14 protein-coding genes and 1 tRNA gene are annotated in these 13,214 nt (G+C 52.0%); 7 read left to right on the top strand and 8 right to left on the bottom strand.

Features of this window, described 5'->3' with window-relative positions; genetic code table 11:
* Positions 1–58 precede the first annotated feature (58 nt).
* Positions 59–1,300: a trigger factor gene (gene tig / locus Afil_RS05695; protein ID WP_230267603.1), complete on the bottom strand. Its 1,242-nt coding sequence runs from the start codon at positions 1,298–1,300 to the stop codon at positions 59–61.
* A 2-nt stretch (positions 1,301–1,302) separates the two neighbouring features.
* On the bottom strand, positions 1,303–1,932 hold the full coding sequence (locus Afil_RS05690) for a hypothetical protein (RefSeq protein ID WP_230267602.1): 630 nt from the start codon (positions 1,930–1,932) through the stop codon (positions 1,303–1,305).
* Between the two features lie 771 nt (positions 1,933–2,703).
* Between Afil_RS05690 and Afil_RS05685 the strand changes: the two genes are divergently transcribed.
* The 6 genes from Afil_RS05685 to tig (Afil_RS05660) all read left to right on the top strand — a co-directional run bounded on the left by Afil_RS05685 (position 2,704) and on the right by tig (Afil_RS05660) (position 7,668).
* On the top strand, positions 2,704–3,015 hold the full coding sequence (locus tag Afil_RS05685; protein ID WP_230267601.1) for a hypothetical protein: 312 nt from the start codon (positions 2,704–2,706) through the stop codon (positions 3,013–3,015).
* On the top strand, positions 2,940–3,617 hold the full coding sequence (locus tag Afil_RS05680) for a LamG domain-containing protein (RefSeq protein ID WP_367614347.1): 678 nt from the start codon (positions 2,940–2,942) through the stop codon (positions 3,615–3,617). Before Afil_RS05685 ends, Afil_RS05680 begins: the two co-directional genes overlap by 76 nt.
* A complete protein-coding gene (locus Afil_RS05675) occupies positions 3,607–4,068 on the top strand; it encodes a metallophosphoesterase family protein (protein WP_230267600.1) in 462 nt (153 codons plus the stop codon). The genes Afil_RS05680 and Afil_RS05675 overlap by 11 nt, the downstream gene beginning before the upstream one ends.
* 51 nt (positions 4,069–4,119) lie before the next feature.
* Entirely contained in the window at positions 4,120–5,397 is a 1,278-nt protein-coding gene (locus tag Afil_RS05670; protein WP_230267599.1) for a hypothetical protein, read from the top strand.
* Positions 5,343–5,828, top strand: a complete 486-nt coding sequence (locus Afil_RS05665) for a hypothetical protein (RefSeq protein WP_230267598.1) — start codon at positions 5,343–5,345, stop codon at positions 5,826–5,828. Before Afil_RS05670 ends, Afil_RS05665 begins: the two co-directional genes overlap by 55 nt.
* Positions 5,829–6,441: 613 nt before the next feature.
* On the top strand, positions 6,442–7,668 hold the full coding sequence (tig, locus tag Afil_RS05660; protein ID WP_230267597.1) for a trigger factor: 1,227 nt from the start codon (positions 6,442–6,444) through the stop codon (positions 7,666–7,668).
* 82 nt (positions 7,669–7,750) lie between these two features.
* On the opposite strand, the gene Afil_RS05655 is transcribed toward tig (Afil_RS05660), so the two are convergent.
* From Afil_RS05655 to Afil_RS05645, 3 genes are read right to left on the bottom strand one after another with little or no spacing between them, the layout of a single operon-like run.
* Entirely contained in the window at positions 7,751–8,074 is a 324-nt protein-coding gene (locus tag Afil_RS05655) for a DUF1828 domain-containing protein (RefSeq protein WP_230267596.1), read from the bottom strand.
* A 1-nt stretch (position 8,075) separates the two neighbouring features.
* Positions 8,076–8,213: a hypothetical protein gene (locus tag Afil_RS05650; RefSeq protein ID WP_230267595.1), complete on the bottom strand. Its 138-nt coding sequence runs from the start codon at positions 8,211–8,213 to the stop codon at positions 8,076–8,078.
* Positions 8,214–8,221: 8 nt separating this feature from the next.
* Positions 8,222–9,175 (bottom strand): InlB B-repeat-containing protein, encoded by a 954-nt coding sequence (locus tag Afil_RS05645; protein WP_230267594.1) that lies wholly within the window; start codon positions 9,173–9,175, stop codon positions 8,222–8,224.
* Between the two features lie 44 nt (positions 9,176–9,219).
* Between Afil_RS05645 and Afil_RS05640 the strand changes: the two genes are divergently transcribed.
* Positions 9,220–9,296, top strand: a tRNA-Arg gene (locus Afil_RS05640).
* 312 nt (positions 9,297–9,608) lie between these two features.
* On the opposite strand, the gene Afil_RS05635 is transcribed toward Afil_RS05640, so the two are convergent.
* The 3 genes from Afil_RS05635 to uvrC all read right to left on the bottom strand — a co-directional run bounded on the left by Afil_RS05635 (position 9,609) and on the right by uvrC (position 13,130).
* Positions 9,609–10,130, bottom strand: coding sequence for a metallophosphoesterase family protein (locus Afil_RS05635; RefSeq protein ID WP_230267593.1), 522 nt, complete (start codon positions 10,128–10,130; stop codon positions 9,609–9,611).
* Between the two features lie 61 nt (positions 10,131–10,191).
* The gene (locus Afil_RS05630) at positions 10,192–11,199 is read right to left on the bottom strand and encodes a M15 family metallopeptidase (protein WP_230267592.1); all 1,008 of its coding nucleotides are present in this window, start codon (positions 11,197–11,199) and stop codon (positions 10,192–10,194) included.
* Complete coding sequence (gene uvrC, locus Afil_RS05625; protein WP_230267591.1) at positions 11,196–13,130, bottom strand: excinuclease ABC subunit UvrC; 1,935 nt, start codon at positions 13,128–13,130, stop codon at positions 11,196–11,198. Before uvrC ends, Afil_RS05630 begins: the two co-directional genes overlap by 4 nt.
* Positions 13,131–13,214 lie beyond the last annotated feature (84 nt).

Here is a 13,214-nt window from a genome sequence, read left to right as displayed (position 1 = left end):
CCCATATATGGGCAAAAAAGACGCACAAGCGTCTTTTTTTATCTTAAATAAATGCCTGTTATTCAGCTGCTGCTTCTTCGCCCTGTGCGGCTTCGAGAGCTTCAACTGCCTTGTCGTGCAGAAGAGAATGTTTTACTTCTTCACGGTTTACGTTTTTGAGGATGTCTTCCACCTTCGCGTTGTTGGCTTTTGCGAAGTCTTCGATTTCGGCATCAACTTCCTCATCGGTTACTTCCAGACCGGCTTCACGGGCGATCGCGTCAAGAACGAGCGTGTTCAGAACGCGCATTCTGGACTCTTCGTAGAACTGGCCGGCAAGAGCGGACGGTTCAATGCCTGCCTGCGAGAGGAAGTTCATGAAGTTGTCCATATTGCCGAACTGGCTGGCCAGACGGTTGATCTGGTAGTTGGTTTCATTGCGGATCATGGATTCCGGAATTTCTACATCGGCTTTTTCGCCAACGGCTTTGAGCAGTTCGCCGATGAATTTTTCTTCCGCTGCGTTTTCACGTGCTTCCTGCATGCGTGTGCGCAGAGTTTCTTTCATCGCGTCAACGGTTTCCGGCTTGTCCAGATCTTCCTGCGCTTTGGCGAATTCATCGTTCACCAACGGAAGCTTGTCGCGGAATACGTCGCCGACAGTCAGGTGGAGCGTCGTTACGTTTCCTTCTGCATCGGTGTTTTCTACGTCTTTTTCTTCACCGGTCTTCATGCCAAGCAGAGCGTCTTCAACGGTTTTGTCTGCGCCGGCACCGATGACGAGCTGTTTTTTCACTTCGGAGTCGCCGTCTTTAACGGTTACGGCAACATCGTCGCCTTCTTCAATGGCACCGTCTTCAACGAGTTCGCTTTCTGCGGCTTTTTTCTGACGGTCCTTAATGGCGTTTTCTACGTCTTCGTCGGTAACGGTCACTTCGTCCTTTTTAATGCCGAGGTTTTTCCACTGACCGAGTTTGGCTTCTGGAGCTACAGGTACGGTAAAGGTGAGCGCAACGCCTTCATCGTTCACTTCGAAACCGTCAAAGGAAATGCGGTCGATTGGTTCTACGTCGGCTTCTTCAATGATCGCATCGAGATGCTGACGGCTCATTTTCTCTGCTGCTGTTTCTTCGATGGCAGCTTCGCCATAGACTTTTTTGATCATGGCAGCTGGTACGCGTCCATTACGGAAGCCTTTGATCTGGGCACGGCCGGCCAGGTTTTTCAGAGCGGCTTTGCATTCTTTCTGCCACTCAGCCTGGTCAAATGTGGCGGTAACGGTAACGGTATTGTTATCGTTTTTTACGGAATTTGTCTTCATACTCAAAATTTTCCTCTCGTTTCTATACGCAGCGGGTACGGCTTGAGACCGTCGGGATAATACTTCTTTTCCATCGCTTCCAGACCGGCCTCGTCGTTCATCTCCCTGCAGACAAGCCGGATAATGGATCCGGCCAGACGCTTTGGATCATAGCCCTCAAAATCATTGGGGAGCATTTCCAGGATTTCCTGGTCCAGAAGCTGATAAGCAAATCGGGCGCCGAACGTTCGATTTCCTTCCAGCATCGTTTCCAGCCAGTCTCTGGTCTGCAAAATGATCGACGTTTTATCGGGGTCATTTAAAAGGGATGGGTTAAACCGATAACTGACGTTGTCTTTTTCCATTGTAAACAGAGAATCTGTTTTCTGTCGGATCAAAGCCAGAATCAGTTCGCCTTTAAATTCCTGCAGAAGCACTGGACTCGAAAGCAGCTGCTGACATGCGTCATGACAGGCATTCAGATCCATCGTACAAAGAAGCGAAACGGCTTTTTCCTGATCCGATTCGGATCCATGGATCAGCCTGAGAACGCTGGCCATATCGTCCGGGTTCTGTTTATTGTCACTTGCGGGATCATTTACGGAATCCGCAAGACGGGGATTCAATTCCAATGTGCTGTCCTTTCGGTTCATACTGCCTCCGAGCCTGAAAATTATACAGAAGCGGTCGTGTTCATGACAACCATTCTTCCATTTCACAAGCCTCAATCATTGTAACAAATTTCAAAATAAAGCTGTATTTATCAGTCCTGACGCCGCTAAATCTTAGCGGGTGCATATGCGGGCAATCCGTTTTGAAAAGTACAGACGATGCAGAGGCTTTCTGAACACTCTAAACCCTTTCTTACGGCATTCCCTAAAGCTTCCGGTTCAGGACGCAGTCTCATTCTGGCAGGAAAGAACCGTATCCTTTTTAAAGGGGTGAATTTCTGATCGGGCGGATGAAGGCTCTGTATCGCGAACAGGCCTGCTCTGACTTTTTGAGGCCTTTCCGCTGGTCTGGTCATATTGCGCATTTCACTGAAATTTTTCATCAATCGGCATTTCTCACCTGAAAAGCCGTTTTTTTGTATCCGATTTCGTCAATTCAAAAGATTTCGTACAAACCGGACTGAAATTCTGACCCCTGAACAATACGCTTGGATTCAAAAATCGCTCCTTCTATAAAATTAAGGATGTAAGGGTTATCAGCAATTCTGGCACAAACCAGTGCAGGCAGAAAGGAGAGAAACTGCACGGGCCAGAAATGGATCGCTCCATCGTTTGATCGAATCTCCCCCGCTTCGATCGGACAGGGCGGTCTGGAAGAAGCGTCTTTTTTTTTCGCCTCTTCCTGCGTGCAGCCAAACGTATGCCGCACAAACAAAAATAAGGATTAAAGAGAAAATCTAAGAAAGGTTCAGCATGATTTACAGAAAAATGAACAGTCTGTTTGTGCTGACGCTCAGCACCTCGCTTGGTCTGTCCGTCCTGCAGGCTGCGCCGAACATGACCTGTGTCCTGGCCGCGGAAGAAACCGCCCCGAAGCCGGTGCTTTCCGTCAGCTTCGATCAGGAAAGCGCCAAGGACGAAGCGGCGGCGAAAACAACGGAACCGTTGTCGGCTCCCCGGAATACGGCAAAGGAAAACTTGGAAAAGCCATCCATCTCGTCAACTCGATCGAACGCACCGATGAAGCGAAACAGTATATCAACTTTGGTCAGCCGGATGATCTGAAATTTGGAACCGGCAGTTTTACCGTTCAGTTCTGGTACAAGGCGTCGGCCGATTCTCAGACCGAAGGTTGCATCGTCGGCAACAAGGAATGGGTTTCCGGATCGAATCCCGGCTTTACCATCGGCGATATGGTCAACGGCGTCACGCTCAACTTCCAGACACCGGGCGGTTCGCGTACGGATTCAAGCCGCATCACGACGCCGACCGACGGCACCTGGCACCACATTGCGGCCGTGATCGACCGCGGCCGTGCCAAAACGATGACGTACTACATCGACGGCAAGCAGGCGGAAGCGCCCAAATCGATTGCCGCCCACCATGGAACAATCGATTCGTCCGACTTTTTGATCGGTGCCTCGAACAAATCCGACGGCACGAAGTTCCTGGCGGTAGACGACGCGTGGATCGATGAATTCAGTGTCAGCCGCCGTGCGCTGAGCGCCGAGGAAATTGCCGCATCCGCCAATACGTATTTAATGGATCTGGAGCTGGAGCGCATCGACCGGCCGATCGATCTGATGACCGCGGGCGAACGCTACACCCCTGACGCTATCGAAACAATGAAAGCGTCCCTCGCTAAAGCGCGAAGACATGAAAGCTGAAGGTGCCGATCGGCAGGCCATTTATGACGCGCTGTTAAAGGAATACGACACGTTCATGGAAGGTACGCCGGCTAAGCTGAGCTTCCACGTCGTCTCCGACCTTCATACGTCCAGTGAAGCGTCTCTGAATACTTTCTCCGAAGCGCTCGCCGACATGAATACGATCAACCCCGAAGCCAAAGCGATCCTTCTGGCCGGGGATCTGACACAGAGCGGCATGCCAGAACAGATGACGAGTTTCTACGACCGGCTTGAGGCCGGTCTGAGCGAGAAAACCGAAGGCGTTCTGGTCGCCATGGGCAACCACGAAATGCGCGGACCGACGTCATCACAGTGGGAAGACAGTCCAAGCGGCGTAAACGCCCATTTCCCGATCATTTCCGCCAGCTATCTGGAAAACAACGCCAGATATATGGGTGAAAATGACGACAAGCTCTACTACGATCAATGAATCGACGGCTATCACTTCATTGTTCTCAACTCTGAAAACTCGCCGAAGGATATGGCGTGGCTCTCGCAGGAACAGCTCGACTGGCTCGATGAAAAACTGAGCGAAGACGAGTCGCTTTCCCGCCCCGCTTTCATCATGATCCATCAGGCACTCAACTATACCCACTCCGGTTCGATGAACTACAACGGATTCGGCGATCAGGATGAAGCCATGAAAACCATCCTGGCTAAACATCCCGAAACGATTCTCATCACCGGTCATATTCATAACCCGTTTGGCACAGCGGAAATCATGGACTCCGTCTGGGGAACCCTTGTCGATGTTCCTGTCTTTACCGGCAAAGGCCTGGGCTATGAAGTGTATGTTTACGATACGGAAGTCGTATTCCGTGCAAGAAACCACAATACGAAAGAATGGATGCCCGATTACGATGTCATCGTCGAACTCAACACACTGCCTTCTCTTGTGGCCCGCACCAAAGCACTGAACGAAAAAGACTACACCGCCGACTCCTGGAACAAAGCGTATCCAGCGCTTCAGGAGTACCAGAGTCAGGCTGAAGAAATTCAGGCCAGGACGTACGGAAACTTTGGCGCTGCTGCGCGTCAGGCCATCAACGTCCTCCAGAAAAAGTACCTTGCCGCGTTCGCAGAACTTGAAGAAGCCGTTCCCGCTGACCGAAGCAAGCTTCAGGCTTCCGTTGATACCGCTGCTGCCCTGCAGACCGCCGGCGGACTCGAAGGTCTTGAAGAAAACATCGTCGCCGAATTCAATGCAGCCTTAACCGAAGCCAATGTCCTGTTAAAAGATGAAAGCGCCACGCAGGAGCAGATCGATGCATCCAAAGTCCGTGTCGATCACGTCCTCGATCTGGCGGCGTTAAAAGACGATCTGAGCGCGCTCAACGCGCTGATCGCCAAAGCCGAAGCCATCGATTCCGACAAATATACCGAAGCCTCCGTTTCCGCACTTACCACAGCGGTGTCGCAGGCAAAAGCTCTTAAAGCGGATCTGAGCCGTCTGAATCAGGAAAACATCACTGCCGCTTCGACTTCCCTGCAGACCGCTATCGACGGTCTCAAAGTCAAAGTCGATCGAAGCGCTCTGCAGACGGCGGTAAATACGGCCGAAGCGAAACAGGAAGCCGGCGATCTTAACGGTCTGCCCCAAGCGATTGTATCGGAATTTGAAGCCGCTTTAAGTGAAGCAAAACCCCTGCTGGTAAACGAGAACGCCGCGCAGGAACAGGTCAATACATCCAAATCCCGTCTGGATTGCTCACTCGAACTCGTCGCTCTCAAAGGCGATCAGCTGCACTGGATACGCTGATCGAAACCGCAGAAGCTGTCGATTCCAAGCTGTATACAGAAGAGTCACTTACGAATCTGACGTCCGCCCTGAACGAAGCCAAAGCGCTCCAGACAAATCTTGAAGCCCTCAGCCAATCCTCCATCGCAAACGCCTGCACCAATCTGCAGAACGCGATCGATACCCTCGAACTTCTGCCTGTCCTGACGCTGAATCTGGATACCCTGCACTTCCTTTCGCAAAAGGCGCACGGATACGCCAAGGCGCAGTTCCAGTCCGCCGGCTGGCAGACGATGGAAGACGTTCTGGAAGCCGCGGATGAGATGATCGCGTCTGTCGATGAGGCATCCGCAGAAGCGATGACGCAGGAAGATATTGATGCGCAGGTGAAAGCCCTGCATGCATCGATTCTCCATCTGCGTCTTCTTCCCGACGCGAAACGTCTTTTCTGATTTCATAACGAAATACGAAAAGCCGGAATCCAAAACAGCTAAGTAAATCCAAATACGCAAATCCAGTTCCATAAAGAACAAAATTTCTTCTGCACATCACAAAGATATTCGGGCTGCGGTGTTCAGATCTCACACATTCGGGCAAAAAGGATCCTTCGAATTTTTTGAAAAAAATCCGGCGGATCCAGATTCCACATCCGCAAAATCGATCGTTCACACGCGATCGATCTGCAGATTTCACGAACGCTTTCCGGCCAGGAAGAATAAACTGTCGCTGAGCCCTGCACTTCCTGCCGCCTCGATGAAAATGGGGTCCACAAAGTTTCATCGATCGAAATCGTTCCATTTACCGCATATAAATTGTCGACAGGCCGAAGCCCGGGCGCATTTTGCCCGGATTACGGCCTGTTTTTGTGAAAAAGGCATCCGAATCGGATTCCTCTTTCTTCGCCTTTTCTGCTTTAGTTTTGTGTTTTCATCCGATTCGCTTGCTTTTCCATTCCGTATTGGAATACCTTTTGACCCTCGCCCTGAACAGTCTGGCCGGAACAGTCAAATCCCGCATGGTTCATGGTGAATTTGTTAAAATGGACACAGAAGGAAGATGAATATCATGGACTATAAAATTGAATATCCTAAGAAAAATGAGGCAGTAATTACCTTCACCATTCCGAAAGCGGAATACGAAGCCGATATCGAAGCTGCCAAAAAAGCAACCGGATCCGAAGATCCAGCGGTAGCCCAGGAATACGCTCTGGCTCAGGAAGGCGGAAAAGTCTTCACCGAAGCCGCAAAGGAACACACACTCAAGCTGGCTACCCAGCCTGCATTCCTTTCCGAAGCGGATGCCGACGGCAACGTTCAGGTTACCCTGACCTGCACCCTCGTTCCAGAAGTGACTCTCCCTGCCTATACCGGACTGAACTTTGAAAAACAGCCGATCACCGTATCGGAAGAAGAAGTTCTCCAGAACGTTATGGGCCGTATCAACCAGACGAACCTCTTCGAACCGCTCCCAGAAGACGCGGTTGCGGAAGACGGAAATCAGGTTGTCATCGACTTTGTCGGTGAAAAAGACGGCGTCGCCTTCGAAGGCGGAAGCGCAAACGATTATCCGCTGGTTCTTGGAAGCCACACCTTCATCCCTGGCTTCGAAGATCAGCTGATCGGCGTCAAAGCCGGCGACGAGCGCAGCGTAGAAGTTGTCTTCCCGTCCGACTACTTTGAAGCCTCTCTGGCTGGACAGCCGGTTATCTTCAAAGTCACCGTAAAATCCGTTCAGAAAGCCATCGTCCCGGAACTCAACGATGAATTCATCAAGAAGATGAACCTCGAAGGCTGCAGCACCGTTGATGAGCTGAAAGCCAAGATCCGTGAAGAACTGACCCAGATGAAAACCGAACAGGAAGAAAACCGTCTGGCCATGGCGATCCTCACCCGCGTAGCGGAAGGCGCGCAGATGGACATCCCGGCAGCCATGATCGACTCCCAGGTTTCCCAGCACATGGAACAGTACGAAAACCAGCTCAAACAGTACGGTATGAGCTTCGATGACTTCCTGAAAGCGTCCAAGCAGACTGCGGAAGAATTCCGTGCCCGTCTGGTACCGGAAGCTGAAAACGAACTGCGTTCCGCACTCGTTCTCGATGCCATCGCCAGTGCCGAACAGATCGGTGCCGACGAAAAGGATCTTGCCAAAGAGTACGAACTGCTCTCGACCGTTTACAACTTCCCGCCTGAACAGCTGAAAATGTTCATCCCGCAGGAAGCCGTAGCCGCGCAGATCACTCAGCGCAAAACGCTTGAATTCCTGAAAGCCAACAACACCAAAAAAGACTAGTTTCCTCGCCAGTAAAAAAATCAGCGGCTTCTGCCCGCATCCAATCCCAGGATGCCGGGCAGAAGCCGCTTTTTCATGTTCATCATTTCATAAACGGGCAGGCCGTTTCGGACACAGTGGAGCGGGTATGCGGATTTCGATCGTCGCGCATACTGGAGCCCTTTGTCGTGTGCAAGGGCAGTTCACCGAGCTGTTTTTCAATCTCCAGAAGCGCCTGTGCAAAATGCACGAGATCGTCTGGCAGGCGATCCGAATTTGTTTCTTTACGCAGCTCGTTTCCTTTACGAATCAAACCGTATTTTGCACAGACAGACGCAAGACGAGACTGATTCTCATTTTCAATGGCGATTCCAGATAGTTCCAGACCGTTCAGAAGTGTCCTGTCATCGCTGGCGTATCCCCGCATCTTACTTTTCCAGATACACGATAATCTGATCCCCGTGTCGATCGAAATACGGCTGCCGGCATTCCATGCAGGACCCTCGATCCGGCTGTTCAAGCCATGCGTTCATCGCGGTCACAATTCCCGCACGATCCAAATCCATACTTTGTCCTATTTCTCAGACAGACCCTGCGTATCGATACTTTCCTCATCTTCAAAATCCAGATGAAGCGGTCTCCAGAAACGGCCGGGCACATGCAGACTTTCTTCGCTTTCCGGCACCCAGAGGGCATGCAGATTTCGATTGCCGCTCATGCCTTTGCGTACCATCAGACAGATGTTGCCGCGCTCGTCATACCAGCCGCCAAAGCTCCAGCCTTTGCGCCTGGGAACCGGCAAGGTAAACGAAGGCGTATTGATCGAGTAGGAGAGCACCGGATCGACGTCCAGCACGCCTTTGTCCGGATCCAGGCGAATTTCGTATTCTTCTTCCTTCCATCCCGCGTAAAGCGTTGTTGGCTTGGCAAAGCGCATGGACGGATTCCAGGCGCGATGACAGGCTGGATCAAGATACCAGCCCGTAAAGCGATGGCCAATCCGGATCGGCGAAAACGGCGGGTGAATGCGTCCCGCGCCATCGGTTTTTACCGGAGCGACGCGGCTTCCTCCACATGAGTCAAAGGAAATTTCCACCAGAGCATCGAACGTTCCTTTCAGACGGATTCTTCGCATCCACGACGGATCGATGTATTCGATCAGCTCGCCATCCATCAGCCAGCCGGTAAAGAGCTTGCCTTCGCACTGCGCCGGGTACAGCTTGAGCAGACCGCTTTCGACGGTATAGCTGTGGGGGTTCAGCGGCGAGTTCATGCCCTCGTCGAGTTCGTAAATGATGTTGTAGGAAAGCGGCTTCCAGCTGGGATACAGCTGCATCGTATCGGGCAGAAGTCCCGCCGGGTTGACTGGACGCGTCAGTTCCGGATCGACGTACCAGCCCGCGAAGTAGTACCCTTCCCGCTCCGGGGTATTTTTCGATGATGTATGGGAATCCAAAAGGCGGCTTCGATCCAGAGTCTTTGGCGCGTTCGTTCCGTTCTGGATTTCTTTTTGAATATCTTTGGGCATAAATTGCTTGATCCTCTTTCGATTAGTGCTAAAATAATCTCGCTGTCCTGGTAGCTCAGTTGGATAGAGCATGCGCCTTCTAAGCGCACGGTCGGGTGTTCGAATCATCTCCAGGACGCCACTTAGAACGAATCGCCTGAAAAGGCGTTTTTTTTTGCCTTTTCGGATTTGCCTGCCATCTCGCCTGTTTTCTTTTTTACGAAGACAGGCTTTTTCTTTCTAAGCGTTCTGGAGTTCATTTTATCACTGAACCGGGTGCGTGGGCAGAGGCGGTACAAATCGGAATCCGGTTTGTACGTCTTCGTCAGAATCCCTCGCGCGCTGGAGATTTCTCCAGATGAAGACGCTCATCGACCATTCAAAAATCCCGGCCTGCTTTTCTTCAAGCAGACCGGGATCTGTTTTTTCCGTTTCGTCGATCAGGTAGATCGGCTTACCACCAGCCGCCGGTCCAGCTGTTTTTCGGTTTGAACGGCCAGTCTTCCTGATGGATCAGTTTTGCGTGGATCTGATCGTTATCGTCGACTTCAATCACCGCGTAGCAGGGCGAATTGCCATCCCGCGGAAAACGCATGCTTCCCGGGTTCACCAGCAGGACGCCGTTGACCTTCTTGATGAGCGGTACGTGCGTATGACCGAATACCGCAATCTGACAGTCGTTTTCCTTAGCTAAGGCGGCCAGTTTTTCGAGCCGGCTGTAATAGCCAAGGCGATGGGAATGCGTCATGTAAATGCGGATCCCCGCATAGGAGACGACCCGGCTGTCTGGCATCATACGGTTTCCGCCGTAGTCATTGTTTCCGCGCACGAAAATCCAGGCGGGAAAGTATTCCGGGCTGTTTTCGAGATCTCCGCAATGCAGAAAGAGATCGGCATGCGGATACGCTTTTTCCAGTTCGGTGAGCAGGTTTCCTGCTCCATGGGTATCGCTGGCCACAATAATCTGTGCTTTCAATCCTGCTTCCTCCGTTTCCTGTTTTGAGCAGCGTGATATAGAAAGATCTGCTCTTCGATTTCTATTTTAGTTCCTCGAGAACTTCGCCCTTTTCAAAAAGCTCAGAGGCTGCGTCTTGACCGACATAGCGCAAAACGAACGGCTGCCATTTGACCCCGGTTTTCTCTTCCTTCTGCTGGGGATAGCGGAAGACCCAGCCGTATTTCCAGCTATTCTCGCTCAGCCAGTCGAGCGTGCTTTTCTGCTCTTTACTGAGATCGTCGCAGGCTTTGCTCCAGTCTTCGCCTTTTTCTTTCGAAACCACGTCGTTCCATTCGTCAAAGCCGGAAAGACGAACGCTCAAGCCGAACTGTTCTTCCCGGGTGCCGTATGGGCCCTGATTGTACGAGGCATGTTCCTGCGCCTGCTGCTGGTCTGCCTGACTCATGTAGCCGCCGACGGCCTTGAGTTCATGACCGGCTGCAGCCGCGTCACTGGCCATCTGCAGCCAGCTCGCTGCGGCGGGATAGCGCAGGCTGATGCCCGGCGCGATTTCGGTCAGATCGCCAGGTTCCCAGCGCAGAATCGTTTCGGTTCCATTGAGAACGGCTGTCAGGTCATCGGGGCGTCCGTGATAGAGCGGCAGCGTGCTGCCGGATTCGAAATAGTTGATCAGATCCGTATAGGACAGCCAGCCGAGCAGTTCGCTCATCCGGTCGGCGTCCATGCGATCCCGGTACGTGTTGACGAAATAGACCACAAACTGCGGATCAGCCGCCTGAGCGGCCATGATCTGCTGGTAATAGCGGATGTTGTCCATGTTGAATTCCGCTACGCTCGCGTAGGGCAGCACTTCTTCGGGCAGCAGCTGCATGTTGATCAGCGTGTTGATGTCTTCGTCATCGAGCAGCACCGCCAGCTGATTGCGCTGTTCCGGCGTTCCGTACGGGTAGCGGGTCAGCGGATCGGCCACTTTCTGCAAATGGAAAAAGGTCAGCAGCGCAAAGGCCACGCAGCAGAAGAAAATGACGAGGCGGGTACGCAAAATGACTTTGTTCGATTTCATCGAATGGGTTTCGTTCGCTTTCATTCCTCGCTTCCCCTTTCTGCCCTCTCTTCTGTATGGAGCGAATCGGCCGGATCAGATATTGCAACACTCGGATCCGACGCCGGCGTTTCTGCCGCCGTTCGGGTATTTCCGGCATCCGACACGGGGACGGTTTCGGCGTTTTCCGCCGGACTGGCGGTATCCGTCTTTTCTTCATCGTTTTCGTGCAGGCGCGCATAGAGCAGCGCCGCCGTTTTGGCCGGAACGATTTTTTCAAAATCTTCTAAGGACGCTGCCCGCATCTTTTTCAAAGACGGGTAGGCCGACTGAATCTGTTTTTTGCGCTTTGGCCCAATGCCGGCAATATCGTCGAGAATCGACTTGGTCATGCCCTTGGCGCGCAGTTTCTGGTGGTACGTTATCGCAAAGCGGTGCACTTCATCCTGCATGCGCGTCAGCAGGAAAAACAGCGGATCGGTTTTATCGAGCGGGATTTCCTGAAGATTTTCATTGAGGAGCGCTCTCGTCGAGTGCTTATCGTCCTTGACCAGACCCGCGATCGTCAGCGGAATGCCCAGCTCATCGCGAATGCTCTGGGCGGCATGAATCTGACCGACACCGCCATCGACGAGAAGCAGATCCGGCATTGGCTTGTTTTCGCGCTGCAGCCGGGAATAGCGGCGGCGCACGACTTCCTTCATGGAGTCGGTATCGGAGCGGTAGCCGTCGAGCTGGTATTTGCGGTACGCATTTTTATCGGGCTTGCCGTCGCGGAAGACGACCAGACCGGAAACGTTGTACGTTCCGGAAATGTGCGAGTTATCGAACAGCTCAATCGTATGGATCGGCTTATGGAAAATGGTCGAAAGCTTGCGGTTGGCGCCTTCGAGTTCACGGTCCTTGCGGTAAATGAGCTGGAACTTCTGTTCGTGTGCTTCTTTCGCGTTGGCGCACGCCAGTTCGGTCAGCTTCTTTCGATCGCCGCGCTGCGGAATGATGATTTTCGTATCGAGCGCGTCTTCGAGCGACTCCACATCCGTTCCTTCCGGCACGTAAATGGTCGATGGGATTTTGTTCGTCTGATAGTACTGCAAAATATACGACACAAACGCGTCCTGCACGTCTTCATAAATTGGTGCAACGGACATGTTGCGTTCGAGCAGCTTGCCCTCGCGCACGAAAAAGCCCTGGAAGGAAATGTAGCCTTTGTCTTCGTACCAGCCAAAGACATCGAAGTTGTCCCGGATCGAAAAGTCGATTGTCTGCTTTTCCTGAATGTAGTCGATGGAACGGATCTGGCCAAGCAGTTCCTGTGCCCGCTCGAAATTCAGGTTCTGGCTCGCTTCGGCCATCTTTTCCTGCAGCTCTTCTTTCACTTCCCCGGTATAGCCTTTGAGAAAGCGAATGATTTTCTCGCGGCGCGCGAGCGCCTCTTTTTCATCGACTTTCTGAAAGCAGAAGCCCGGACACTGGTGCATGTGATAGTACAGGCAGGGCGTCTTGCTCATCGTGCGGCAGCGGCGCATCGGGTAGAGCTGACTGATCAGCTTGACCATGTCGTAGGCGTACGTCGAAATCGGATAGGGACCGAAAAAGTCGCTGTTTCTTCCCTTGGCCTTACGGGTAATGCGGACCTGGAAATCCGCCCCCTTGGTGACTTCAATGTATGGATACATTTTGTCATCCATGAACATGATGTTAAAGGGCGGCCGGTATTTCTTGATCAGATTGATCTCGAGAAGCAGCGCTTCCTTTTCGGTTGTGGTATTGATGAATTCAAAATCTTCGATGCGGGCCACCAGTTTGGTGGTCTTGTTATTGTGAACGCCGTGAAAGTAGGATCGAACCCGGTTTTTGAGAACCTTGGCTTTTCCGACGTACAGGATTTCCTGATTTGCATCTTTCATGATGTAGCATCCGGGCTTATCCGGAAGCAGTTCCAGTTTTTTCTGAATATGTTCGGTCAGCGGCATACGATCCTTTCTAACTCTTTGACAAGAGTGCATTCGTTCAAAAATAAATGGAAAATTCAGACGTTATCTGCGGTCAGAAGACCG

It is taken from the genome of Allobaculum fili, from assembly GCF_020969955.1.
In the GTDB taxonomy this organism is placed as follows: Bacteria; Bacillota_I; Bacilli_A; order Erysipelotrichales; family Erysipelotrichaceae; genus Allobaculum; species Allobaculum fili.
The sequence above is the reverse complement of the archived record's forward strand: the minus strand, read 5'-3'. Positions and strand labels throughout refer to the sequence as shown.

Excerpts from the sequence above, each read along its gene's own strand:
- Afil_RS05645 (WP_230267594.1), bottom strand. The coding sequence starts at position 9,175 with ATGCCCAAAGATATTCAAAAAGAAATCCAGAACGGAACGAACGCGCCA.
- Afil_RS05630 (WP_230267592.1), bottom strand. The coding sequence starts at position 11,199 with ATGAAAGCGAACGAAACCCATTCGATGAAATCGAACAAAGTCATTTTG.
- tig (WP_230267597.1), top strand. The coding sequence starts at position 6,442 with ATGGACTATAAAATTGAATATCCTAAGAAAAATGAGGCAGTAATTACC.
- Afil_RS05690 (WP_230267602.1), bottom strand. The coding sequence starts at position 1,932 with ATGAACCGAAAGGACAGCACATTGGAATTGAATCCCCGTCTTGCGGAT.
- uvrC (WP_230267591.1), bottom strand. The coding sequence starts at position 13,130 with ATGCCGCTGACCGAACATATTCAGAAAAAACTGGAACTGCTTCCGGAT.
- Afil_RS05650 (WP_230267595.1), bottom strand. The coding sequence starts at position 8,213 with ATGGATTTGGATCGTGCGGGAATTGTGACCGCGATGAACGCATGGCTT.
- tig (WP_230267603.1), bottom strand. The coding sequence starts at position 1,300 with ATGAAGACAAATTCCGTAAAAAACGATAACAATACCGTTACCGTTACC.
- Afil_RS05655 (WP_230267596.1), bottom strand. The coding sequence starts at position 8,074 with ATGCGGGGATACGCCAGCGATGACAGGACACTTCTGAACGGTCTGGAA.
- Afil_RS05675 (WP_230267600.1), top strand. The coding sequence starts at position 3,607 with ATGAAAGCTGAAGGTGCCGATCGGCAGGCCATTTATGACGCGCTGTTA.
- Afil_RS05670 (WP_230267599.1), top strand. The coding sequence starts at position 4,120 with ATGGCGTGGCTCTCGCAGGAACAGCTCGACTGGCTCGATGAAAAACTG.
- Afil_RS05685 (WP_230267601.1), top strand. The coding sequence starts at position 2,704 with ATGATTTACAGAAAAATGAACAGTCTGTTTGTGCTGACGCTCAGCACC.